Source organism: Paenibacillus sp. BK033 (assembly GCF_004345425.1).
In the GTDB taxonomy this organism is placed as follows: domain Bacteria; phylum Bacillota; class Bacilli; order Paenibacillales; family Paenibacillaceae; genus Pristimantibacillus.
The window spans coordinates 631,127-655,951 of sequence record NZ_SLVP01000002.1; the positions used below are offsets into that span (position 1 = coordinate 631,127).

The following is a 24,825-nucleotide window of genomic DNA, read 5'->3' on the forward strand; positions in this document are numbered from 1 at the left end:
ACAAGCCCCCTACTTACAAGGTATGCGCCGATTCTTTAAAAATGCGTCCTCGGTCCTCAAAGGATGTAAACATATCCCAACTTGCGCAAGCCGGCGACAATAAAACGATATCTCCAGGCTCCGCAAGTCCGGCAGCCTCCCGGACGGCCCTCCGCAAAGTAGACTCGGCGTCCTCCTCAGGTTCGACCAATCGCACATTCGTTAAACCTGCAAGCTCGGCTACCTTCGCCAGCTTGCTTCTTGTTTCGCCAAGCGTTACCAGCCCTTTCAACCGGTCTCGGAATACCGGAAGAAGCTCCATATAATCGGAGCCGCGGTCCAGCCCGCCGGCGATAAGGATAATAGGCGCGCTTAAGGATCCGACCGACATGGTGGTAGCCGTTGGATTTGTCGCCTTGGAATCATTATAATAATTGACGCCGTTGAATTCGCCTGCATACTCAAGCCTGTGCTCTACGCCTCTAAAGCCTTGCAAGACCGGCAGCATCGCTTCGGGAGCAACTCCCGCAGCCAAGCAAGCAGCAATCGCCGCAAGCGCGTTTCCGGCGTTATGGCGGCCCGGAAGCCCAAGCGCCGATACCGGCAGAATCGCCTGCTCCGTTCCGTCTTCTTTGCGCCATACGATCATATGCTCTTGATCCGAATCTTTCCCGCGCTCAAACGGCGGTTCAATGCAGATCCCTTTGTCGAGCCGCACGTAAAGCGAGAACGGCAGCAGCTTTGCGGTCAGATGGTCTGCAATCGCTCTGCAGGTTGCATCGTCCCAGTTCAGAACGGCAACATCGTCCGCTGTCTGATTGTCGAACAGCTTCGCCTTCGACGCGACGTAATCCTCCATCCCGCCGTGATAGTCCAGATGCGTCTCGACAACGTTAAGCAGCAGGGCAATGCGAGGACGGAACGCGGAGGTCCCTTTCAGCTGGAAGCTGCTGAGCTCGGCGACGATCCAGTCATCCTTCGTCGCTTCGGCCGCCGCTTCGCAGAGCGGTATGCCGATATTGCCCGCCACGATTGGATTTCGGCCCGCACCGGCAAGCAGCTCGCCGATCCAGGTCGTTGTTGTTGTTTTACCGTTCGAACCGGTAATGCCGATGATCGGAGCCGCCGACAGCCAATAAGCGACCTCGACCTCCGTTACAATCTCCACGCCATGAGCCTCGGCTTGCCGAACGGGACTTGCCGAGTACGGGATTCCCGGATTTTTCACCAGCAATGCGGTTTCGTTTGTGACGAGATCGTCCGGATGATAACCGCATAGCACAGAAATGCCCAAAGCAGTTAATTCATCCGCTTCGGGGCATAGTTCGCGTTCTTTTTTATCGTTGACTATTACTTCCGCTCCAAGAGCATGGAATACCTTTGCTACGCTCACGCCGCTTCTTGCAAGCCCTAATACAACGACGCGGCGATCCCGATAAGTCGCCGGATGGTTCATAAGTACAACTCCTTTGTATAAGAAGCGGAGCTAACCGCTTAATAGTCTTCGTTATGTATAGTCCGTCCCTCTCGCCCGGCTCCCATGGAAGCCGGCAAGAGTTCCGTCCAACTATTATCATTATACCTTATAGCGCAAGAAGAAGTCCGATAACGGCCAGCAGCAAGCCGACCGACCAGAAGGTCGTAACGACGCGCCATTCGGACCACCCGCTTAATTCGAAGTGATGGTGAATCGGGCTCATCTTGAAAATCCGCTTGCCGCGGAGCTTAAACGATCCAACCTGCAGGATGACCGATAGCATTTCCAGTACGAATACGCCGCCTACGATAACAAGCATAAGCTCCATCTTGGTCAGAATCGCGACGGCCGCGATGCCGCCCCCGATGCCAAGCGAGCCGGTGTCTCCCATGAATACTTTCGCCGGATGGGCGTTAAAGATCAGGAACCCAAGCACCGCCCCAACCATTGCCGCGGAGAAAATAGCCGATTCATGCTCGGATACTTGCAGCGCGAGAATGGTAAACGCGCCGAAGGCTATTGCGCTGGTCCCCGACAAAAGGCCGTCCAGACCGTCCGTAAAGTTGACCGCGTTGCTCGATCCGAACAGGATAATGACGACGAACGGATAATAGAACCAGCCGAGATCAAAGCCCCAGGAAGTGCCCGGCACCGTGATCATGGTGCTGTGATTCATATTGTACAGCTCCGCGCATACGATGATGGAGAACAACAGCTGGCCGAACAGCTTCTGGCGCGCCGTCAGACCAAGCGAACGCTTAAATACGATTTTGATATAATCGTCAAGAAATCCAACAAGTCCAAAACCTAGCGAAGCCGTAAACAGCACCCAGAAATCCGGGGTTTTATCCGAAAATTTCAAAAAGGCGATAAGCAGCGCCAGCATAATGATAATGCCGCCCATTGTCGGGGTGCCGCTCTTCTTCAAGTGGCTTTGCGGACCGTCGGTCCGGATTTGCTGTCCAAACTTCATGCGCCGGAGAAGCGGAATGAACAATGGTCCAAGCAGAACCGCTATTAAGAATGATGCACCTAATGAAAATAAGATGACCATCGTGTCCATTATCTATCTCACCTCGCTTCCAAAGTTTGGACAATCTGTTCCATGCGCACGCCGCGCGAGCCTTTGACCAGGACGAGATCCTGAGGCTCTACTTGCTCTCTCAACCATTCTCCAAGCTTCCCTTTATCTTCGAAATGTACGATTGCCGTTCCCTTTGCTTCCGCCGGGAATTGCGACAAAGCCCCCGCCGACGTATGCTCCGACAACGGTCCAAACGTAATGACGGCATCCGCCTTGTCCGGCGTGATATAGGCTCCCGTCTCGAAATGGAGCGATTCTTCCTCCGGACCAAGCTCCCGCATATCGCCAAGAACAATCCATTTGCGGCGGAATCCGGTCAATTGACCGACCAGATCAATCGCCGCTCGTACGGCGGTCGGGTTGGCGTTATACGCGTCGTTAAGTATCATGGCGCCGTTATGGGCCTTCACCGGCTGAATTCTCATGCCCGTCAGCTCAAGGCCAATCAGGCCACTGCGGATATTGTCCTCCGAAATGCCGAACCGGCGTCCAATCGCGATAGCCGCAAGCGCGTTGCTGACGTTATGCTGGCCGGGAACCGGGATGGTGTACGGGGAGGATGCCGCATCCTGCCCCTTGCGCTTAACCGCAAAAGTCGAGGATACGGCCCCTACCTCAATATTGGCCGCCGACCAATCGTTCGATTCTCCAAGGCCGAAGGTTTGAAGCTGCGTGCCTTCCGGCAAGCTCATTCTGGCCAGCTCTGCCTCCAGAAGCGGCTCATCGCCGTTATAGAGAAGAATTCCTCCCGAATGAAGCCCTTGCGCAATCTCCAGCTTTGCCTTGGCGATCCCTTCGCGGGAGCCGAGTTGAAGCAGGTGGGCATCGCCGATATTCGTAATTACCGCAACGTCGGGACGGGCAATATTCGTAAGCAGCTCAATCTCTCCAAAGCCGCTCATGCCCATCTCAAGGACTGCCGCATCCGTTTCCTCGTCTAGCTGGAGAACGGTTAGGGGCAGGCCGATATGATTATTCAGATTGCCTGCCGTCTTGTGAACCTTATAAGCTGTTCCAAGCACGGCGGCAACCATATCTTTGGTTGTTGTTTTGCCGTTGCTGCCCGTAATGCCGATAACGCGCACGTACAGTTCTTCCCTGTAGGAGGTAGCCAGCTGCTGCAGTGCCTTCAGCGTATCCCTTACAAACAGCAGAGGCGCGTCCGTCAGCTCCTGCGGCACTTCCCGCTTCGTCTCCCACAACGCGGCTGCCGCTCCCTGCTGAAGCGCCTGAGCCACGTAGTTGTGACCGTCAAAGTTCTCTCCGACAAGCGGAACGAACAGCTGACCCGGCTGAATGCTGCGCGTGTCCGTGCTGACGCCGGCAATCCGGACGGGTTCACCTTTATAGGCTCTTGCGCCGCACATGTCGGCGACTTGCTCCAATGTACGATTGATCAATGTAATAATCCCCTTATCGCTTCTTTTGCCACCAAACGGTCGTCAAAAGGATGCGTGACGCTTCCTATAATCTGATACGTTTCATGGCCTTTCCCCGCAATCAATACTACATCCCCCGGGCTTGCCATTTCAACCGCTTTTTCAATCGCGGCGCGGCGGTCAACCTCGAGCTCGTAACGGTCGGACGTGATTCCGTCCTTCAGGAGACCGGCTTCAATATCCTTCAGAATAAGGCCGGGCTCTTCCGTTCTCGGGTTGTCGGAGGTGACAAGCACGTAATCCGCGTACCGGGCGGCTATCGAGCCCATTATCGGACGTTTCGTCCGGTCGCGGTCGCCGCCGCAGCCAAATACGCAAATGATCCGGGGCGGGGCCAGCTCCTTCACCGCGCGAAGCACATTTTCCAGACCGTCAGGCGTGTGCGCGTAGTCCACGACAACGGCGAACTCCTGGCCCGCCTGCACGGATTCCACACGGCCCGGCACGCCGGGAACCGCTTCGAGACTCGCTTTAATCCGGTCAAGGGCAACGCCTTCAATGAGGGCAGCCGAAATAGCTGCAAGCGCATTATAGACGTTAAACTTGCCGACCATCTGCAGCGCTATATCCGTATCGCCGCGGAATGTGCTTACCCGGAACGTAGTGCCCTGCGCGGAAATCCGGATATTCGAAGCCCGGACGTCAGCCGGGTTGTCGATGCCGTAAGTAATTACCTCGGCTGCCGTCAGCTTGGCGAACTGCTCGGATACGGGATCATCCGCATTTAGAACCGCGTAAGACCGGTCTTCGGGGTTTGCCGCGTATTCATTGCCAAGGCGGGAGAAAAACAGCCCTTTTGCCGCCGCATACTTCTCCATGGTTCCGTGGTAATCCAGATGATCCTGGGTCAGGTTCGTAAAGACCGCCGTACGGAACCGGCAGCCCTTCACGCGTCCCTGCTCCAGAGCATGCGAGGAAACTTCAATCGCGCAATACGCCGTCCCCTCCTTGCTCATGTCGGACAAATATCGCTGCAGCTGAAGCGCTTCGGGCGTAGTGCCCGACATCGGATACGATTTTCCCGCATACCGCATCTCCACGGTGCCGATTACGCCGGATTTTCTGTCATTATCATTTAAAATCTGCTCGATCAAATAGGTTGTAGTCGTCTTGCCATTCGTCCCCGTTACCCCGATCAGTTGAAGGGTCCTGCTTGGATGACCGTAGAAATGATCCGCCAATACGGCCATTGCCAGCCGGCTGTCCTTCACGATCAGTTGAGGAGCATCCAGCTCCAGCTCACGTTCGACGACGAATGCGACTGCGCCTTTGGCTGCCGCTTGAGACGCGTAAGCATGACCGTCAACCGTATGACCGGGCAGACAGATGAATAGCTGTCCCGGCTCTACTGTGCGCGAATCCGTCTCGATCCCCGCTATCTCCGTATCGCCTGCTCCAGTTAATCTCGCCGTAATAAGCAGTTCTGCCAATTCGCTTAATCGCATGTTGTTTTTCCTCCCGTATGCTGGTCGTTATCTCTCATTATAGTCAAGGAGAACGCGTTATATCATCCTCCTTGATTAGCGGCAAGTCAATGGGAATCCGATATATCGTCCTCATCGCCCAAATAAATGCGTATCGTAGAGCCTTTCTCTACCCGCGCGCCAACCGCCGGAGCCTGGCGGATAACCGTATTGCCCGAACCGGCCGAGGACAAATTGAAGTTCATGTTCATATCCTCGTATAGATCCGATACCGATTTCCCTACCAGATTAGGAACCGTAACGATCGGCGTCTCCCCAAGCTTGTATTTCTTGTCGATCTGCTTGTCGCGCGGAGGCACCTGCATGATCGTAAGTGCATCCTCCATAATATTACGCACGATAGGGGCAGCCACGACACCGCCGAATTGAATGCCTTGCGGATTGTCTACGGCCACATAGATGACGATCTCCGGTTTGTCCGCGGGAGCAAAGCCAACAAAGGATACGATATGTTCATTCGGAGAATAACGTCCGTTGATTACTTTTTGCGCCGTACCTGTTTTGCCCCCTACCCTGTAGCCGTCGATAAACGCATTGCCGCCTGTTCCGAGGGCAACGACGCTTTCAAGCGCTTCGCGCACCTGCTTCGAGGTATCCTCCGAAATAACCTTGCGGACAGCCTCGGGTTCAATCTGCTGCACCGTCTCGCCGGTTTGCGGATTAATCCATGCCTTGGTCACATGGGGTTTGTACAAGGTACCGCCGTTAATTGCAGCCGAAACGGCAGCAATCTGTTGGATTGGCGTTACCGACACGCCTTGACCGAATGCGGTCGTGGCAAGCTCGACAGGACCAACCTTATCCAGCTTGAACAAGATACCGTTTGCTTCGCCAGGAATATCAATGCCGGTTTTCGAACCGAATCCGAAGTTTTTAATATAATCGAAAAGCTTCTCTTTGCCAAGCCGATTACCAAGGTTTACAAATCCCGGGTTGCAGGAATTTTGCACAACCTCGAGGAAGGTCTGGCTGCCATGGCCGCCCTTCTTCCAGCAGCGCAGCCTAGCTCCGCCGATCTCGACGGCGCCGGGGTCAAAGAAGGTTTCGTTCTTCAGGTTTACCTTCTTCTCTTCGATCGCTGCCGCAAGCGTTATGATTTTAAATGTCGAACCTGGCTCGTAAGTCATCCAGATCGGAAGATTGCGGTTATAGGTTTCGCTAGGATATTCCCGGTAATTAGCAGGTTCATAGGTTGGCCGGCTCGCCATGCCGAGAATTTCCCCCGTATTCGGGTTCATTGCAATCGCAATGATATCGTCCGGCTGCAGGGCCGTCATCGCCTGATCGAGCTCCCGCTCCATGACCGCCTGAATCTGCTTGTCTATCGTCAATTCCAGCGACAAGCCTTGCTGCGGCGCTTGATACGTATCCGAGGAATTCGGCATGGATTTGCCCGACGCGGTAGACAAGTAAGAGACATTGCCGTCTATCCCTTTAAGCATGTCGTTATATTTCGCTTCCACGCCGGTAAGCCCTTTATCCACTCCCGTAAAGCCCAGCAAATGCGCGGCGAGGCTTCCGTACGGGTAATAGCGGTTATTGTCCTCCGCAACCACGATTCCGTTAAGATGCAAGTTTCTTACCTGCTGCGCCTTGTCGGTCGTCATTCGTTTCCCGCCCGGCTTCAGCTCGACAATGCTTGTTTTCTTGGAGAGGAGCTTAACCAATGCTTCTTCGGTCATATCCAAATAAGGCGCAAGTTTGGCCGCCGTTGCCTGTTTGTCCGGAATTTGCACGGGGATAGCCAGTACGGTTGGCGTGCTTACGTCAAAAGCCAGCTTGGTCCCGTTGCGATCCAGAATATCGCCACGCTTCGCCTTATAAGGAATTTCGCGCCGCCAGTTGTCTTCCGCTTGGGCGGACAGCTTCTCTCCCTGCCACAACTGAACGTAAGAAAGCCGGAAAATCAATCCGGCAAAAGCTGCCACGCTGATTAAAAGTACGATAAACAGCCGGCGACGCAACGTTACATTTGATACCTTCATCCTTGTTCCCCCTTACGCCTCATCCTTCGGCTGAGCGTACGCTGACGCTCATTCCCAACCTATGAGGGACAAGTGGGGGATAGAACAAGCTATTGATTAATTATTGCGTATTGGCCGTCTCGACTTTCTGATCGTCTGCCTTATCCGTCGCGCCCTCCGAATCGGAAGACGCGGTCCCGTCGTTCACCGCGTCCGTCTGCGGCGATAGCGTGAGTTCAACGAGACGCTCCCCGTTTTTCGTAACCTGTTTCTGGGAGACGACATACCCTTCGCCTTTGACCGTTACGCGGATGTCCAGCACGGAAGCAATTTCGAGCGCGTCACGCAACGAAATACCCGTCATATCCGGAATTTTCAGCTTATCGCGCTGCTCCGTTATCAAGTATACCTTCTGGGCCGGATGAACGGAGGCACCCGATGCAGGCACCTGCTGGATGACCTTTGTTCCGCCGCCGACTACCTCAACGTTCAAGCCGCGCGACTTCAGTTGCGTTTTTGCTTGAGATACGGTTAGGCTTGCGAGCTTCGGCACGGATACCGTTACTTCCTTCTTCCCGTTCTCGGTAACATTAATATCCGGCGCAACGCCCAGATGCTTTAAGCTCTTGTATACAATATCCTTGAAGGCGGGTGCCGCAACGGCGCCGCCGCCGGCTTTCGGATCGTTAGGCTCGTCTACGACGATATAAAGGACAATCTTCGGCTTCTCAACGGGCGCGTAACCGATAAAAGATACGACGAACTTGTCTTGCGAATATTTTCCGTTGATAACCTTCTGTGCCGTACCCGTCTTGCCCGCTACCCGGTAGCCTTCGATGTAAGCATTGCGCCCGGTACCGATCTCTTGGTCCGATACGACCTGTTCCAGATATTCGCCCACCTTCTTGGAGGCTTCCTGCGAAATAACCTGTCTTACAACCTTAGGCTGCGTCTTCACGGTTGTCTTCGTGTTGGGATCGTAAATCTGTTTCACGATATGCGGTTCCATCAGCTTGCCGCCGTTCGCAACCGCCGCAACCGCCGCAACCTGCTGCATCGCGGTAACCTGTACCTTGCCTTGACCAAACGAAGCGCGGGCGATATCGGAAGGAATGGATAAGTTCACATTAATGGCGCCCGCCGCTTCGCCGCCAAGCTCGATGCCCGTTTTTTGGCCGAAACCGAACCGGTTGATATAATCCATGAGCTTTACGCCGCCAAGCTGCTCCCAGCCCAGCTTAACGAACGCAACGTTACTGGAGCGCTTTAAACCTTCCAGATAAGTTATCGTCCCCCAGCCGACTTTGTTAATGTCTTTTACCGGGGCGCCCGGTACCGAAATAGCACCGGACTTATACGTCGCGTTCGGATTGAAAATCCCTTCCTGCACGGCTGCAGCCAGCGTTACGATCTTGAACGTGGAACCCGGCTCGTACAAGGACTTGATCGAATGGTTATACGCATTCTCATAGCTCATGTCCCAATAGGTATTCGGATCAAACGTCGGATAATTGGCCATTGCCAGAATATCCATCGTATTCGGATCCGCCGCGATGGCCGTAATGCTCTTCGGATGATATTTATCATTGATGTCTTCGAGCGCTTTTTCCACGTAATTCTGAATATCCATGTCGATCGTAAGAGCGATATCCTGGCCATCCTTCGCCGGCTTGTATTCGACCTGGCCTTCCGCGAGCTGCACGCGTTTGCCATCCTTTTCGTATTTGAGCTCCCCGTCTTCGCCTTTCAATTTATCGTTATAAAACGACTCGATCCCCGAAGCGGCCTGCCCTTCCTTCGTCACGTAGCCCAGCAGCTGCGATGCCATGGAATGTCGCGGATAATACCGCTTCTGATCTTCGAACAGATAAATGCCGACGTCTTTCGTCTTGTATTTGTCGTAAAGCTCCTGCCGGAACTTTACAACCTTGTCGGCAAGCTCCTTGTCGATCCTCCAGCCTTCCTCGTGAATCTCTCGCTGCTGATAGTATTTGCCGTCCTTTTGCGCCGTAACGATCTTGAGCAGATCGGCTTCCGGCTTGCCCAGCAATGTATGTAATCCGGCCGCTACCTCGTCGGCAATATTAAGCTTATGAATCATATCGGGGTTTACCGCGATATCGTAAGCAACGGAATCCATGGCGAGCATGTTGCCATCCCTGTCCGTTATCGTCCCCCTCTTCGCCACGAGCTTCTCTTCGGCCGCCCATCTAGTCTTGGCCTTGTCATACCAAAAGTCTCCTTTGACCACCTGCACCCAATAGATTCTACCGATTAGAACAACAAAAAGGAGGGTCATTATCCCTCCAAACAACAACGTGCGAAGTTTAATTCGTTTCACCATATGCGTCACCTATTCCGTCTTGGCGGATTGAGTATTAACCATGATGTCCGGCTGTTCAGTGCTTGCCATGCCTTGCGTTTCTGCCATTTTGCGGATCCTCTCCGGATCGTTTAGCATTTCTACTTGCTTCTGCAACTCTTTCATATCAATGTTCATCGTCGCGTATTGCGTTTTCATCTGCTTGATTTGGACGCGCATATCATAGTTTTTCGCGTATTGATTCACGATGACTCCAAGCACGATTACGCAAAAAACGACCGTAAACATGTACAGCAGCTTCTCCTGAACCGGAATCGACTTGCGCTTCACAACAATCCGTTTCGTCTCGCGGACAACCGTCTTCTGATCCGGCTTGCGCTTTGGCTGCATCGCCAAATTGCCGTTGATATAAGCCAATGAAAGAACCCCCTCTAACCTACAATTTTTCTGCGACACGCAGCTTGGCCGAGCGAGAGCGAGGATTAACTTCAAGCTCCTGCTCTGTCGGAACAATCGGCTTGCGGTTCACTAACCGAAGCTTTCCTGTGCCGCCGCATACACATTTGGGAAAATCCGGCGGACAAGTGCATTTTTCAACATAACTCGCGAATAATTGCTTGCAGATGCGATCCTCTAACGAATGGAAAGTAATAACGGATATTCTGCCGCCTTGGCCAACGCATTTCACTGCTTGTTCCAATGCGTCCTCCTCGGCGCCGAGCTCGTCATTTACGGCAATCCGGAGAGCTTGGAAGGAACGCTTGGCAGGATGACCGCCAGTTCGTCTTGCAGCTGCCGGAATTCCGGCTTTGACCAGTTCTGCCAGCTCGCCTGTTGTTTCAATCGGCGCATTCTCGCGGGCCTGGACGATTTTACGTGCGATCGATCTGGCGAATTTCTCTTCGCCGTACACATGCAGAATGCGGGAAATCTCCCGCTCTTCCCAGCTGTTTACGATATCGTAGGCCGTTAAGGCTCCTCCCTGATCCATCCTCATATCGAGAGGAGCATCATGGTTATAGCTGAAGCCGCGCTCCGCCTCATCCAGTTGGGGACTGGAAACGCCAAGATCGAACAATATACCGTCGACCTGAGGGACACCGTCTATCGTTGGAACATCACACGTGAGAAGCATTTCTTCCAAATAACGAAAATTGCTCTTGACTAGCGTTACTCTATCCATATAGGGAGCAAGCCTTACGCGTGCGTTCTCCAGCGCAGCATCATCCTGGTCAAATGCGATCAAACGCCCTCCACCGCTCAGCCGGGACACAATTCTTTCACTATGGCCTGCGCCGCCAAGCGTACAGTCGACGTATATGCCGTCCGGCTTAATCGCCAGTCCGTCAACCGCCTCTTCCAATAGCACTGTAATATGCTGAAACACGCTAACATCCTCCCATTCTTGTTGTTTACTCTAGAAGTTGAAGTCGAAATCGACCAATTTCTCCGCGATTTCGTTGAACGCCTGCTCGGATTGCTCATAATAGCCTTCCCACGTCGATTTGCTCCAGATCTCGACGCGACTTGATACGCCAAGCACCATGCAATCCTTATCCAGCTTCGCGTATTCGCGAAGGTGGGCTGGTATGTTTACCCTTCCCTGTTTGTCGAGCTCGCATTCCGTTGCCCCGGAAAAGAAAAACCGGGTAAAAGCGCGGGCATCCGACTTCATGAGAGGCAATGACTTCAGCTTCTGCTCCAGCACGCTCCACTCGCTCATAGGGTAAACAAACAAGCAGTTATCCAAACCGCGGGTTGCGATAAAGCTGGTGCCAAGCGATTCCCGGAACTTTGAAGGAATAATAATGCGGCCCTTCTCATCAATGGTATGTTGATATTCACCCATAAACATGAGATACGCCCACCCCTTCCCCCATATCCTCCACTTCGCACCACATTTCCCCACTAAGATAGACTAGTTCGCCACCTAAAATAAAAATCCTGCTCCATGAGCAGGATTTTTGAAAAATAATTCATATGATTAACCGTTAAGCTGATTCGGATCCTCTTCCTTAGCCTCCTCTTTGACAGGAGGGGCAACAGGGTGACTTGGCGGAGCCTGATCTTTCGGCCTGGAGCGGAATTTGCCTCTCAGCCAGTACAACGGCAGCCCGATAATAACGATCAGCAGCAAAATCGGCAGAGCTCCTGCGACAAAGACCAGCAATCCCTGCAAGACGGTGATCATGGCGTTTACGCTGTCTTGCAAGGCTTTTGACATTTTATCGCCAAGACCGTCTTCCACCGACAGCGTATCCTCCTTCGCGTTTGACTGATACAGCCTGAGCTCGACCGTAGAATAAGATACGTTGTTATCCAGGTAGCGAATCCGTCCCTTTAATCGCTCGATATTTTCCTGAACCGTCGCAAGCTGCTCCGAGAACTTCACCAGATCGTCCGCTTTTGTCGCTTTATCCATAAAAGCAAGCAGCCTCTCTTCTACTACCTGCTGCGCTGTCAGACGCGACTGCAGATCCACATACTCCTCCGTCACGTCCGTTCCGCTTATCTGCCGCTCGAATTTCTTATGTTCGATTCCGTTGAGGCGGTCAATGAAATCCATAAACGATGCCGCAGGCACTTTGATGGTATAGGTGGAGCTCATCTCGCCGCTGTATTGACCGTCCTGGAACTGCAAAATATAACCGCCTGCCTGGTGGATCGTGTTGCGGAGCGCCGTCGCCGCCTTATCGTAATCAATGGCTTCTATCGTTAAATTCGCTTTGTAGATCAGTTTTTGATTCAAGCCCGCTCCCGTGCCGTCAGCGGCAATCTCTCCGATAGATCCGCCGCCAGCCTCGCCGCCTACGGCTGCGACAGGCGCTTCGGCGGAGCTTGCCGCGCTCTCCGAATTGACATCCGCTTTGGCATCCGAGGACTGTTCAGTGACGGCAGCCCCTCCGTTTGCCGTTGACGCAGCCGAGTTCATGTTACTGCTGCCCGACGAGCAGCCTCCGAGAAACAGTGCAATCGCCATAATCATGAGCAAGAACGTGTACCCGTATTTTTTTATACCCATCTTTACTCCCCCTTTTCTATGGATCACCGTCCTAGACGCACAAGATTTGGAAAGGTTGCGCGAGGGAGGAAATACGCCCTAACTTTTCATGCTGCTTAGTAAAAGTACGATTAGCTCCATTGCAAGCATAGAGGTTTGATCCATGCGGTCAAGCAGCGGATTCACCTCTACGAATTCGGCGGAGGTCAGTCGTTTGGATAAGCCTAGCAGACGGATAGCCTCCCGCGCTTCGTCCGCAGTCAAGCCGTGCCGTACCGGCGTTCCCGTCCCCGGCGCTTCCGAAGGATCAATGCTGTCGATATCAAAGCTCAGATGGATACCGTCCGCCGCATCTCCCGCGATACGGAGCGCTTCGGCGATTACCGCATGAATGCCAAGCCGTCTGATGTCGGCCATTCGGAAACAAGCAATTCCTTCTGCCTGGATAAGCGCTTCTTCTGCCGGATCCAGATCGCGGGCTCCGATAAGGACAACATTGCCGGGCGCGATTGTACCCGCTCCCGGCAATAAGTGCGATAAAGACAGCTGGGCCCTTCCTTGGGCGACGGCTAGCGGGATACCGTGCATATTGCCGGAAGGGCTGGTTAATTCCGTGTTCATATCGGCATGCGCGTCAATCCATATGACGCCAAGCTTCTTATAATGCGAGGTCAATCCTGCCAACGCTCCCATTGCCAGACTATGATCCCCGCCAAGAACGAAAGGAAACTGTCCGGAAGATACAACGGCTTTTACTGCACGGGCCAATGCGATTCCCGTCTTGATAACTTCCTCGGAATGGTTCATCGGGACCTGAATAACGGGAGCAGGTATACCTGCGTTTACGATTTCCTTCAGCTTATTAATCGTGCAGCCTTGCTGCTGCAGCATTTGAAAAAGGCCCAGCTGATAGATATGGTGGGGAGCTTGCTCGCTGCCGGGGGTTCCGGCGCCAAGACCAAAGGGAACGGATAACAATGTTAGCTTATTCATATTTGAAACACTTCCTTGATCCGCTCCAGCGCCCAGTCCAGCTCATCCTTCGTTATAACGAGCGGCGGAGCGAAGCGGATTGCCGTCTCGTGGGTTTCCTTGCATAGCAGCCCAATCTGGAACAAAGCTTCGCAGTAGGCCCTCGCTTGGACGGATAACTGCATCCCGATAAACAATCCTCTTCCCCTAACCTCGATAATATCCTCGTGGCGTATCGATTCCAGGGATTGCTTGAAATATTGGCCAAGCTGTTCCGACCGTTCAGCCAGCTTTTCGTCCTCCATCACCGCAAGCGCGGCTAACGCTACCGCACATGCCAGCGGATTGCCGCCAAAGGTTGAGCCATGCGAGCCCGGTTCGAACAACCCCAGCACGTCATCTCCGGCCGCAACGGCCGAAATCGGCAGAACACCTCCGCCAAGCGCCTTGCCCAATATATACACATCCGGAACAACGCCTTCCCAGTCGCAGGCAAACCGCTTGCCCGTCCGCCCAAAGCCCGTCTGTATCTCATCGGCCATAAACAATACATTGCGCTGTCTGCATAATTCAAAAGCCTGCTTCAAATAACCGTCCGGCGGCACTACAACGCCGGCTTCGCCTTGAATCGGTTCTACGAGAAAAGCTGCCGTATTGGGCGTTATCGCAGCGGCCAGCGCTTCGGCGTCACCATAGGGGATAATTTTGAATCCCGGCGTAAAAGGACCAAAGCCGGCGCGATACTGCGCATCGGAGGAAAATGAAGTAATCGTAATGGTCCGGCCATGGAAATTCCCTTCGCAGACGATAATTTCGGCTTTGCCGGAAGGAATCCCCTTCACCCGGTAAGCCCAGCGGCGCGCTGCCTTCAGCGCCGTTTCCACCGCTTCGGCCCCCGTATTCATCGCAAGGATTTTGGACTTGCCCGTATATTCCGCAAGCTTCTTGGATAGCGGGCCAAGCTGTTCGTTATGGAAGGCCCTTGAAGTCAACGTTACCTTATCCGCCTGCTCCTTAAGCGCGCGAATGATTGCGGGATGCCGGTGACCATGGTTCAGCGCTGAATACGCGCTGAGCATATCCATATAGCGGCGGCCTTCCGGATCCTCCACCCATACTCCTTCTGCCCTCTCGATTACAACAGGAAGCGGACTATAGTTGCGTGCACCGAAACGATCCATGAGACGTATCGTGTCAACGGAGCTTTTCATTGCGCAATCCCCCCTTGTTTCATTGTACGGTGATTGCCGCAAGTCCCATGACCTCAAAAAAAGAACGCACCGTATTACGGCGCGTCCTTTTTGCATTTAATCTATTCTTCTTTCCAGCTGTCGAGATAAGCAACCTGCTCCTGCGTAAGCTTATCGATGCTGATGTTCAACGAATCCAGCTTGAAGCGTGCGACCTGTTCGTCAAGCTCGTAAGGCACGTTGACGACCTTTTGGCCGATATTCGCATATTGCTCGTTGACGTAGCGAAGACCAAGCGCCTGCAGGGCAAACGTGGTATCCATAATCTCTGCCGGATGACCGTCGCCTGCAGCCAGATTGACGAGACGTCCTTCAGCCAGCACGTAAATGCTGCGGCCGTCCTTCAGCTTATATTCTTCGATATTGCGGCGAACGGTACGAATGTCCGTCGACATAGCCGCAAGCTCCGGCTTGTTGAACTCGACGTCGAAGTGGCCGGCGTTCGAGAGAATCGCGCCATTTTTCATGACTTCGTAATGCTCGGCACGGATGCAGTCTTTATTGCCCGTTACCGTGATAAACAATTCGCCTGCTTTTGCCGCTTCCGACATCGGAAGAACGGTAAAGCCGTCCATGTAAGCCTCAACCGCTTTAATGGCATCAACCTCGGTTACGACCACGTTTGCTCCAAGGCCTTTGGCGCGCATGGCAACGCCTTTGCCGCACCAGCCATAACCAACCACTACTACCGTTTTGCCTGCCACGACAAGGTTGGTTGTCCGGTTAATGCCGTCAAACACGGACTGGCCGGTACCATAGCGGTTGTCGAACAAATATTTGCAATATGCGTCGTTTACTGCAACCATCGGGAAGCTCAAGGTGCCTTCCTTCTCCATCGCCTTCAGACGGATAATTCCCGTTGTTGTTTCCTCCGCGCCGCCGCGAAGATTCTCGCGGAGATCCGTTCGCTCGGTATGCAGAATCGTAACCAGGTCGCCGCCGTCATCGATAATCAAATCGGGCTTGGATTCAAGCGATTTGATAAGCAGCTCCTTGTACTCTTCCGGCTCCGGATTGTATTTGGCGAATACCGTAATGCCGTCTTCCACAAGAGCCGCGCAAATATCGTCTTGCGTGGACAGCGGGTTGCTGCCCGTAATGGTTACGTCCGCTCCGCCAGCTTTAACGACCTTCGCGAGATAAGCCGTTTTTGCTTCCAAATGGAGGGAAATGGTCACCTTCAGGCCTTTAAAAGGCAGATCCCGCTCGAATTGCTCGCGGATCCGGTTTAAGACCGGCATATGCGCGCTTGCCCAGTCGATTTTCAAATGCCCCTCCGGTGCGAGGGCGATATCGCGGATAATGCTTTTTTCCAATGTACTCATGCCTTTAAATAGCCTCCTACAACATTCTTACCACAATAGAACGTACAAGTTTCACGACAATCGAAAACTGAAGTGCTATTTGGCGATTAAACCTACCTCTAAACGCGGTCGCCCATCTTCGAATTGCCTCGAGAAAGGTTTGCTCACGTCACAAATAGACGAGCTGATGTCCGCCCGTTGGACTGAAAGGAAGCTCGAGCAGCTTCTCCAGCCACGCGGAGCCGTAACGGTTCCAGTAGCCGGACATGTTGATGACTCTCTCCTGCGGTTTGCCGCTCGGCCAGAGCGAAAGCGCAATGCGGTCTAGCTGACGTATCGATGCGTCGTACTGCTTATTAAACGCGTCCTTTGTTTTGGCTTCCAAATACTCGATCTGCTCGACTATCTTCTGACGGTTCGTCTCTCCCAGCTTCAGAAGACCCGGCTGAATGGAACCGGCAAGCTCAAGAAGCGGACCGTACATCGCAACAAACGACTGCTTCGCGTCTTCGAAACGCTCTTCGATGGAAAGCTGGTCCTGCTCCGACAACCACGCCTGCTTGCGGGCCTCGAAACGCTTCGCCACATCCTCGAAAGACAGCTCATATTTCATCATATGCTTCGCAATCGTACCTTCTACCAGGGTAAAGGACATCCGCGGCACAATAATCGGCATTTCCATCCCTAGCTTGCGGAAAGCTTCGCCGGTTAATGCCCAGTACGCGATTTCGCCCGGACCCAAAACGGTCCCAAGCACCGGGAACAAATAATCCTGCATAATCGGCCTCGTAAGCACGTTATTGCTAAGCTGGGATGGGTGCTCCTCCGCCAGCTGGAGCAATTGCTCCTTCGTCCAGAAAGCCGTCGCCTTCCGGTCCTGGAACTGCCCGTCACGCTTGTGCAGCAACGTCCGCTCTTCCCCGTTCGCAGGGTTAAATACAAACAGATTCGCGCTGCCCTCTACGACATCCGCCTGCAGCTGATATCCAAGCGATTTCACTTTCTCCGCCGCGGATTTATAGGCTGATTCCAGCTCATCGTTCTCCTCGATCATGCGGCGGAACATCGGCGCTTCGATTTTGCGAAGCTTTGGATCATCCGCATCCAGTAGAACAAGGCCTTCCTTGCCGAACAAAAAGGCCAGAATTCCGGCAAACATGTCCGACAACGACCGGGATTGACCCGTAATTTGCCGGAGCTGCTCAAGCAGTCCAGGCTTAAAGTCGGAATGCGGAAGCGTCTGCTCGAGCTCCTCCAGCATCGCGTTCCAGCTGTCCGCATCCACAGCCGTACGGCTTACGGATGTTCTTGGACCTTCCGGACGCTGAACGATCAGCTTGCGAAGCTCCTGCTCCGCATTCAGCACGTAAGTGTGATTCGCTTCATCCCAATCGTGATCCTCGCCCGCAATCCAGAAGACCGGCACAACCGTGCGGCCCAGCTTCTCGGAAGCCCATTTCGCCCCGCTGACGATGGAGACCGCCTTATGTATCACAAGCAGCGATCCCGACCACAAGCCGGCTTGCTGTCCGCCAATAATAACCGGCGCTCCTTCCGCAATGGCCCGAATTGAAGCATCCACCTCCGGCGTTGTATACGGGCTGTTGTATTGGCGCAGCACCTCCGCTAATTCCGCCGAATTCGCCCGGCTGCCCGAAAGCCCCTCCAGCTTCTCCAGGCGCTCTGCCCAATCCTGCTCGCGTCCGGCATGATAGCCGTACAGCGAATCGATATTTGCGTCCGTCCGATGTATATAAGCCTCTGTTAAAGGCTGGGCGCTTGGCAAGTCATAATGTTCCGTATTCATAGCGCTGCCAGTTCCTCCCAAATCGATCATATAGTTTTTGCAAAACTGTAACCATTCAAGCAACAATTTGATTGTACACAAAGGATAAGCCGCACGTCAAAAGAAAAAAAGACCCGCAACCTCTTGGTTACAGGCCCTAAAGTGCTTACGCGGTAAAGATTTTCTGTCCGATCGCGATAAACATCAGCAGCAGATACGCCATGCTCATCGTAAAAAAACCCAGCCGCCACACGGCGCGAAACACCCGCTTCACGTTTACGTTCCCTCGTTTGCGGAACTGCATATTGCCCAGCAAGCCGCCGCCAAGCAGCATAAAAAGAATTATAGCATACAGGCCGAATGAGCTGTTAAAGATGGAATCGAACAATACGGCCACGCATCCGATCAGAAGCGCTGTTGTAACATCCATCGCCAGCTGGAACGCTTTTTTTCTGTCGTCCGAAAACATGCCATACCCGAAATAAACCAGAAGAAAAGGAATGACAGGTATTACCGCCAAATAGGCGTAGACATATTTTATGCTGTCCCATAAAAAGCCCATGTCATCCGCACCTTTCCTCGTTTTGTTAATGGAGCTGCTTCACGAGTGCTGTTACAGCATCGTTTAACGGAGAGGCTATGCCTAGACGTCCGGCCAGTCCGGCAACACCGCCGTTAATCCAGTCGATTTCCGTCTGGCGCCCTGCCCTGACGTCGCTTAGCATGGAAGAGACGTTTGCCGCCGTTGCCGCGCATACCTGCATCACAAGCTGCCATCCGTCGCCTCCCGGCTTCATTCCGTCGGCCGAAAGAATCGCCGATGTTTCTTCGTACAAGGACCTCATCAGCCTCAGCCTTGTCGGATGCTGCGGCAGCTCTCCGTTTGTCGTATCGTAAATCGCCGTAAGCGGATTAATTACCGCGTTAATAAGCAGCTTTTGGTAAATCATGTCCTTCATCTCATTCGACAATCCCGCACGGAATCCTGCCGTTTTCAGTATTTTTAACAACAAATTTTGGAGATAATCGTCCTTTTTGTCCTCCGAATACGCCCCAAACCACAATCGTCCATCCCCCGTGTGCCGCACATGGCGGGCATCATCCAGCCGTCTGGCTCCAACAGACGTGACGCCCGCATACAGGAGCGCGTCCGGAAGAGCGGCCGCCAGCTTCTCCATATGACCGATTCCGTTCTGAAGGCATAAAATCGCCGCTGTCCCGCTGCTTAACCTCCGCAGCCGATGCAGCAGGCTTTCATCGATATGGCTTTGCTTCACCGTCAGTATGATCCATGCCGCGGAATGCTCCTTTCCGATTGGACCGGCCTGTAGGCTTGAAAGGGAATGGCTGTCCACTGCGATATCCCGTACAACTCCATCCAGCGTCTCCAGCCTGACGCCTTCCGCTTGGAGCCGCTCCGCCTGCTTGTCCGTTCGCGTCCACACCGTCACCTCCTGCCCCGCCCGAGCCAGCAGCCCGGCGTGCAGGAGACCAATCGCTCCGCCTCCAACTATATGTATCTTCAAACTCGGGATCACCACTTCGCAAGTATTGGGCACAAAAAAAGTATGCTCGTATATAGCATACTTGTTTCCGGATAAAAAGCGAACACCCCGCCGTACATCGCCGGCGGGGCTATCACCTATTCAATTCGTTCCAAATTTCCGTTTGCATCCATTTTAAAACGAGGCTTTGCTTCCTCTTCATGCGTCAACACCGCCAGTCGGCGTGCCCGGTCCATAATTTGAATCAATGTTTTATAATCGTCATTGACGGCCCGGTAATCGGTTTGAACATTATTTACTTCTCTAGACAATCTCTCATTCTCTTCGCGTAAACGTTCGATTTCATCCTCTTTTTCCTTCAGTTCTTTCTCGAAGGATTTCATTTGACGGCTTACGTCCTGATAAGTGGTCTTGAACTGTCTAAGAAAACGAATAATGGAATCAACGGATAAACCTTCCTCCGTCGTTACCGCATTAGCGCTAAATGCTCTTTCTTCTGCATCGTAAACGGCAATAGAAGAGACATGAGGGGTTGCGACAATCGCCTGTTTTTTCAAATAATTGCGCTTCTGGCGCTGCTGCTTGGCGATTTGAATCGCTTCTTCATAACGTTTGCGGACACAGCTGTTCCAGCGGAATCCGCAAGCCGCCGAAGTCCGTCCTATACGTTCCCCTACCTCTTCAAAAGCCGCTAGCTGGGTACTACCTTCGCGAATATGGCGTAGTGTAACTTCGGCGAGTATGAGATCGTCGTCGGGACTCCACGCATCTTGTCTGACTGCTGTCATGCGACCAAAACCTCCTTACGTAAAGGCGCTTACTTTATCTCTATGCCCTTGGTAGAGTTCATAGAATCTATCGGATACTAATTTGTATAACCAAATTTCAAAAAGCTCATACATAATTCTGCCGATTAACGAGCAAACTGATATCATAACGCTTTCAATTTACACAAAATAGTTGATTTTGTTCGTACTTGCTTGTTTACACTGCCAAATTCAACCGTTATAATGTACAATAGAAATTCGGGTCAGAGCGAAGGGGGGATGGTTTCATGGCACGCATGTATCGGGTACTCGGTTTTTGGACTCTTGTGATCGGCTTGATGGCCTTCGCAGGCCACATGACTGAATTCGCGCTTCTGTTTTTTGCACAAGCGGTGGCTTTCGTTTTCCTGGGTTATCTCAAATTTAGCGAACGAACATACATACTCATGTTCTGGGGATATATGGTTATTTCGTTTGTAGGCTTTACTTACTGGACCGTATTCAAAATGGGCAACCCATTCTAAAGTTTGCGAACGGCAAAAAAAGGTGCAGCTCCTCGCGGAGCCGCACCTTTTTTCATTTATCCAGCACAAGCACTTTAAACGTCTCGCTCATTCCGTCGCTCAGCAGCAGTTGACGAACCGCCCGGTTCCTTCTGGCCGCCTGGCCGAAAGGGTCGGTTTCCGCGTGATTCCGCAGCAGCTCAAACGCCCCGTGATCCATCAGAAACTGCTTCTGGGTGCCGTAGTAAGCAACCTGCCACCCTCCGGCTTCCGCGGCATGACGGAGGGACGTAAACGAAACATGCGCCGTTATATCCTGCTCGCCAATCCGAAGGTAAGGCTCGTCGGAGGCGACATGATCCGAATAGCACAACAAAGTCCCCTTCATCCGGTGTTCCGCCGCGTACTCCTCCGCCTCATGACCGTAATCAATGATAATAACCCGTCCTTCCCCCAGCACTCCGGCAAGGCTTGCAAGCCATTGCTCCGCATCGAGATTCACTTCCGTCTGCTGGCCTTCCGCCAGGCGAATTCCATCTCTATGCAACGCGGCAGCAATCCTTTCGTCCGAAAGCGGCATATGCACCTCGTAAAAGCCATCCTCCGCATTCCCCGCTACGCCCAGTTCGACAAGCTTCCCTTTTTCCACCGTCACCCGATTTACCGGAAACGCATCCAGCAGCTCATTGGCGAGCACAACCGAAGGCCGATCCCGCCAATGACCTCCGCTCCGCATGGCTTCGTCGGATGACAGGAATAACGCCGTACGGCCTGTTTTCGAGTCCAAAGTCCGCTTGGCTTCTTCCAAGTGACCCGGGTGATCGTCAATCAGAACAAACCGGCATTGAAGAGCGGAAGGCTGTTCTGCCCTTGCTTGCCAGGCCTCCTGTATTTGCATCGCAAGCCGCCCCGTTCCCGCCCCCCATTCCACAAGCTGAATCTGGCTCACGGCAGCACGCGCAGCGTATTCATGCACATGATTCGTCAAGCAATGCGCCATCACGGCCCCTACGGCGGAGCTGGTGTAAAAGTCGCCTTCCCGCCCTACTCGCACGGGTCCCGAGCGGTAATATCCGTATTGCCCGTCATATAAACATAAACTCATGTATTGTTTGAAGGTCATGCAGCGGAGCTTATCCGAGCCGTTGCTGCCTGCCCGCCAGCCGACCGCAGGCATCCGCGCTATTCGCTCCGAAATCCGGCTGATTAACGATATTTTGCCTAATTTCACCTGCTCAACTCCCGCTTATCAGATATAATAAATGGAACCGTCGCATACAATGTTAGCTGTACAGGCCTTGCAACGTGAGAAAGGAGGCGGCTGGTGGCATTCCATCGCATTTATGTTCGCGGCAGATGGCTCTTTATCCTTCTTGTCGTTCTTATGCTTGCCATTTGCAAGCTTCCCGTCATGGCCGAGCCTCAGTTAACGGAGGACGAGCAGGTCAATCAGATTTTGGAGAATAGCTTGTCTATCGTGGAGATTGACAAAGAAATCGCACGCATCCAAGCAGAAAAAGAAAAGGTTGCAGGCGACATGTCGATTACGGATAAACGGATTGCGCAGCGCGAGCAGGAAATAAAGGAGAAACGTGAAGAGGCCGGTAAAGTGCTGCGCGCTTATTATATGGGGGAACGCGAGATTTTGCTGCGCGCGATACTTTCCTTCGATTCGATTCACGATTTATTCGCTATGCTGGACTACGTAGACATTATTTTCTCGCGGGACCGCAATACGCTTGATTCCTACACAAAGGAATATAAGAGCTTGAAAGAGGAATACGCCAAATTGGACGGAAGAAAAACGGAGCTTGAAGAGATTGAAAGCCGGCTTCAAACCCAGCGCAGCCGGGTTGCGCAGCTCGAGCAGCAGATTGACGGCCAGCTCGCCGGACGCTCCGATGCGGATCGGCTTCGCCTGCTGATGCAGGAGCTGACGAATTATTGGGAATCCGCCGGACTTGAAGAAGTGGAGCAATATTTCGGCGCTTTGTCCAAAGCGATGAACAAGCTGCCTAGCTGGATTGAAAACAATAAGCAATACCTGGAAATAAACGGGTTTAATTATACGATTCTTATTCCGGAGGATGCCTTGAATACATTCCTTAGGGAGCAGGATAAACGGTTTAACGATTTCTCCTTCCGGTTCGAAGACGGCAAAGTTACCGCATCCGGCAAGCACGATAACATGGAAATTGCCGTCACCGGTCATTACACCGTGGAAGAAAAGCCGAAGAACGGCATCGTATTCCATGTCGATGAGCTGTTGTTTAACGGTTTTGCGCTGCCGGACACGACACGAAAAGCGCTTGAAGACAAATTTGATCTCGGCTTTTATCCTGGTGACATCCTTACATTCATACAAGCTAAATCGGTTGAAATGAAAGACAAGGAGCTTATTGTTTACTTGAAGATGAAGCTGTAACCGATTGGATAAAACCGGCAATGTCCGCTGCCCCGCTCGTATACAGCTGCCATGAAGCTTCCCACCGCCTCCATTCCTTATGCCAGTTCGGAGCAGGCGGTTCGCCGACCGGCTCTTCGTTTAGCAAAGGCAACCACCATGTAGGCGGATATTGGGCCGTTGAGCCCGAATATCCGCCTATTTCGTATATGGAATTTTTCGCGGGCAGTTTGCCAAGGCGTTCATAATTGCGTTCCTGTTCAGTCACGCTCGTCATTTCTTTAATCCAGCTGAACGCTGCCTCTGCCCGATCCGTATTTGCCGAGACAACAAAGCTGCGGCTCCCCAGCCATAAGTTGCGGAGCTTAAGCTTGTCGATTAGCAGCTTATCCTGCTCCGATTGGGAAAGCCCTTTATACTCCGACCAGGAAACGACCGACGCAAGCAAGCGCTGATTGTCCATCTCGGTTCCAAGCAAGCGTTTATTGACGGCCATTGAAGGAATCGTCAAAGAAGCCGTCTTTTCCAGGCGGTTAGCCGACTCTTCATTCAGGATTAAGGCAGCCGCCCCGCGTTGGTCACCGCTGCTCCAGGCATCCAGCCAGGCTGCCGTTCCGCTGAAATCACCGGGCAAATATAGCAAAGACCCCTCGTTCCCGGAAGCCGACAGACGGTCAGCGAGCTGCAGGAAGCTTGTCCAATCCTTAGGAGGATCGCTTAGGTTCTGTTCGGCCAGCATAGCCTTATTCCATACGAGAATGGAAGGATCGGCATCAAAAGGGATTCCCCACAGATAACTGTTCCACCTGAGCGGAGCCAGCAGCTTGGCCGGCTGGTCGGATAAAGTGTTTGCCGCGTTGACGCTATCAACGGGCTCAAGCAGGCCCATGACGGCAAATTCCCTGACCCAGCCGCTGTCCATCAGCATAATATCGGAGGAAGCGCCCAGCATAAGATCCTGCTTCCAGGCAGCGTAGGCTTCTTCCTTCGACTCGATATTCAGCAGCTCCACCTCGATGTTGGGGTATTTGAATCTGAAACGTTCATTCGCCTCTTCTAAAAACGCAAATTGATCGGGTGACATGGAAACGGTTACAACAATGGATTCCGTCGGCTCTTCATCCAGCTCGTTAGCGACAGGTCCGGTATTTGCATCATGGGAGCTGCCGCCGGAGGAAGCCGGCTTGCGCGGGTCCATGTTGGGAATAAGCAAAATAACGGACAACAGCACTGCTCCTGCAAGGATCATCACAAATCTCCTTGTAGCCACACACTTCTCCCTTTCCGAAATAACTTAAGCCCCCGCAGTCTAGTCTATTAAAACTATCATAGCAATAAAACGCAGAGTTGTCCAAACAAGTCTAGGACTTTATCCCCCCCGCCCTGTAGGTTAATGGGGCAAACTGCGTATTTGAATGTTCTTCCGATCGCCATTGCTCGTGGATTCCATCGATTTAAGTGTAAGCAGTGTAGGAATCCACTCACAAAAGCGAACGTTACACTTCTCCAGAATCATTTGATTACTCCGTTCGCCCTATTAACCTTCTGCCTTTAACAGCAAAATAGCGGTGCTGGGATTCCCC

At 52.8% G+C, this 24,825-nt stretch carries 21 protein-coding genes; 2 read left to right on the forward strand and 19 right to left on the reverse strand.

The features are described 5' to 3' along the window. Positions 1-13: 13 nt before the first annotated feature. From murD to EV294_RS09955, 17 genes are all read right to left on the reverse strand, one after another. Positions 14-1,435, reverse strand: a complete 1,422-nt coding sequence (murD, locus tag EV294_RS09875; RefSeq protein WP_132306284.1) for a UDP-N-acetylmuramoyl-L-alanine--D-glutamate ligase — start codon at positions 1,433-1,435, stop codon at positions 14-16. A 127-nt stretch (positions 1,436-1,562) separates the two neighbouring features. Further along, positions 1,563-2,519: a phospho-N-acetylmuramoyl-pentapeptide-transferase gene (gene mraY / locus EV294_RS09880; RefSeq protein ID WP_015845462.1), complete on the reverse strand. Its 957-nt coding sequence runs from the start codon at positions 2,517-2,519 to the stop codon at positions 1,563-1,565. 8 nt (positions 2,520-2,527) lie between these two features. Beyond that, positions 2,528-3,940, reverse strand: coding sequence for a UDP-N-acetylmuramoyl-tripeptide--D-alanyl-D-alanine ligase (locus EV294_RS09885; RefSeq protein WP_165930633.1), 1,413 nt, complete (start codon positions 3,938-3,940; stop codon positions 2,528-2,530). Beyond that, the gene (locus tag EV294_RS09890) at positions 3,937-5,424 is read right to left on the reverse strand and encodes a UDP-N-acetylmuramoyl-L-alanyl-D-glutamate--2,6-diaminopimelate ligase (protein WP_132306286.1); all 1,488 of its coding nucleotides are present in this window, start codon (positions 5,422-5,424) and stop codon (positions 3,937-3,939) included. The genes EV294_RS09885 and EV294_RS09890 overlap by 4 nt, the downstream gene beginning before the upstream one ends. Positions 5,425-5,510: 86 nt before the next feature. Further along, the gene (locus EV294_RS09895) at positions 5,511-7,448 is read right to left on the reverse strand and encodes a stage V sporulation protein D (protein WP_132306288.1); all 1,938 of its coding nucleotides are present in this window, start codon (positions 7,446-7,448) and stop codon (positions 5,511-5,513) included. Positions 7,449-7,548: 100 nt separating this feature from the next. Further along, complete coding sequence (locus EV294_RS09900) at positions 7,549-9,771, reverse strand: penicillin-binding transpeptidase domain-containing protein (RefSeq protein ID WP_132306290.1); 2,223 nt, start codon at positions 9,769-9,771, stop codon at positions 7,549-7,551. A 9-nt stretch (positions 9,772-9,780) separates the two neighbouring features. Then, positions 9,781-10,167, reverse strand: a complete 387-nt coding sequence (gene ftsL, locus EV294_RS09905; RefSeq protein WP_132306292.1) for a cell division protein FtsL — start codon at positions 10,165-10,167, stop codon at positions 9,781-9,783. 19 nt (positions 10,168-10,186) lie between these two features. After that, positions 10,187-11,137 carry a 16S rRNA (cytosine(1402)-N(4))-methyltransferase RsmH gene (rsmH, locus tag EV294_RS09910; RefSeq protein ID WP_132306294.1) on the reverse strand — a complete coding sequence of 317 codons (951 nt, stop codon included), beginning with the start codon at positions 11,135-11,137 and terminating at the stop codon, positions 10,187-10,189. A gap of 30 nt (positions 11,138-11,167) precedes the next feature. Beyond that, positions 11,168-11,605, reverse strand: a complete 438-nt coding sequence (gene mraZ, locus EV294_RS09915) for a division/cell wall cluster transcriptional repressor MraZ (protein WP_132306296.1) — start codon at positions 11,603-11,605, stop codon at positions 11,168-11,170. Between the two features lie 129 nt (positions 11,606-11,734). Further along, positions 11,735-12,772, reverse strand: a complete 1,038-nt coding sequence (locus tag EV294_RS09920) for a DUF4349 domain-containing protein (protein WP_132306298.1) — start codon at positions 12,770-12,772, stop codon at positions 11,735-11,737. A 78-nt stretch (positions 12,773-12,850) separates the two neighbouring features. Continuing rightward, the gene (rocF, locus tag EV294_RS09925) at positions 12,851-13,744 is read right to left on the reverse strand and encodes an arginase (RefSeq protein WP_132306300.1); all 894 of its coding nucleotides are present in this window, start codon (positions 13,742-13,744) and stop codon (positions 12,851-12,853) included. Beyond that, positions 13,741-14,934, reverse strand: a complete 1,194-nt coding sequence (locus EV294_RS09930) for an ornithine--oxo-acid transaminase (RefSeq protein ID WP_132306302.1) — start codon at positions 14,932-14,934, stop codon at positions 13,741-13,743. Before EV294_RS09930 ends, rocF begins: the two co-directional genes overlap by 4 nt. Positions 14,935-15,035: 101 nt before the next feature. Beyond that, a complete protein-coding gene (locus tag EV294_RS09935; protein WP_132306304.1) occupies positions 15,036-16,298 on the reverse strand; it encodes an adenosylhomocysteinase in 1,263 nt (420 codons plus the stop codon). Positions 16,299-16,446: 148 nt separating this feature from the next. Then, positions 16,447-18,084 carry a bacillithiol biosynthesis cysteine-adding enzyme BshC gene (gene bshC / locus EV294_RS09940; protein ID WP_132306306.1) on the reverse strand — a complete coding sequence of 546 codons (1,638 nt, stop codon included), beginning with the start codon at positions 18,082-18,084 and terminating at the stop codon, positions 16,447-16,449. Between the two features lie 145 nt (positions 18,085-18,229). After that, positions 18,230-18,625 (reverse strand): DUF3397 domain-containing protein, encoded by a 396-nt coding sequence (locus EV294_RS09945; protein WP_132306308.1) that lies wholly within the window; start codon positions 18,623-18,625, stop codon positions 18,230-18,232. A 25-nt stretch (positions 18,626-18,650) separates the two neighbouring features. Continuing rightward, entirely contained in the window at positions 18,651-19,589 is a 939-nt protein-coding gene (locus EV294_RS09950; RefSeq protein WP_165930634.1) for a ketopantoate reductase family protein, read from the reverse strand. A 116-nt stretch (positions 19,590-19,705) separates the two neighbouring features. Then, entirely contained in the window at positions 19,706-20,356 is a 651-nt protein-coding gene (locus EV294_RS09955) for an RsfA family transcriptional regulator (protein WP_132306312.1), read from the reverse strand. A 266-nt stretch (positions 20,357-20,622) separates the two neighbouring features. On the opposite strand from EV294_RS09955, the gene EV294_RS09960 reads away from it, so the two are divergent. Then, positions 20,623-20,859 (forward strand): DUF2626 domain-containing protein, encoded by a 237-nt coding sequence (locus EV294_RS09960; RefSeq protein ID WP_132306314.1) that lies wholly within the window; start codon positions 20,623-20,625, stop codon positions 20,857-20,859. A 52-nt stretch (positions 20,860-20,911) separates the two neighbouring features. Here the strand turns inward: EV294_RS09960 and EV294_RS09965 are convergent, their stop codons facing one another. Then, positions 20,912-22,069 (reverse strand): class I SAM-dependent methyltransferase, encoded by a 1,158-nt coding sequence (locus tag EV294_RS09965; protein ID WP_132306316.1) that lies wholly within the window; start codon positions 22,067-22,069, stop codon positions 20,912-20,914. Between the two features lie 93 nt (positions 22,070-22,162). Between EV294_RS09965 and EV294_RS09970 the strand changes: the two genes are divergently transcribed. Further along, complete coding sequence (locus EV294_RS09970) at positions 22,163-23,263, forward strand: coiled-coil domain-containing protein (RefSeq protein WP_132306318.1); 1,101 nt, start codon at positions 22,163-22,165, stop codon at positions 23,261-23,263. Here the strand turns inward: EV294_RS09970 and EV294_RS09975 are convergent. Next, complete coding sequence (locus tag EV294_RS09975; protein ID WP_132306320.1) at positions 23,235-24,512, reverse strand: extracellular solute-binding protein; 1,278 nt, start codon at positions 24,510-24,512, stop codon at positions 23,235-23,237. The two genes, EV294_RS09970 and EV294_RS09975, sit on opposite strands and share 29 nt — an antisense overlap. Between the last annotated feature and the right edge of the window lie 313 nt (positions 24,513-24,825).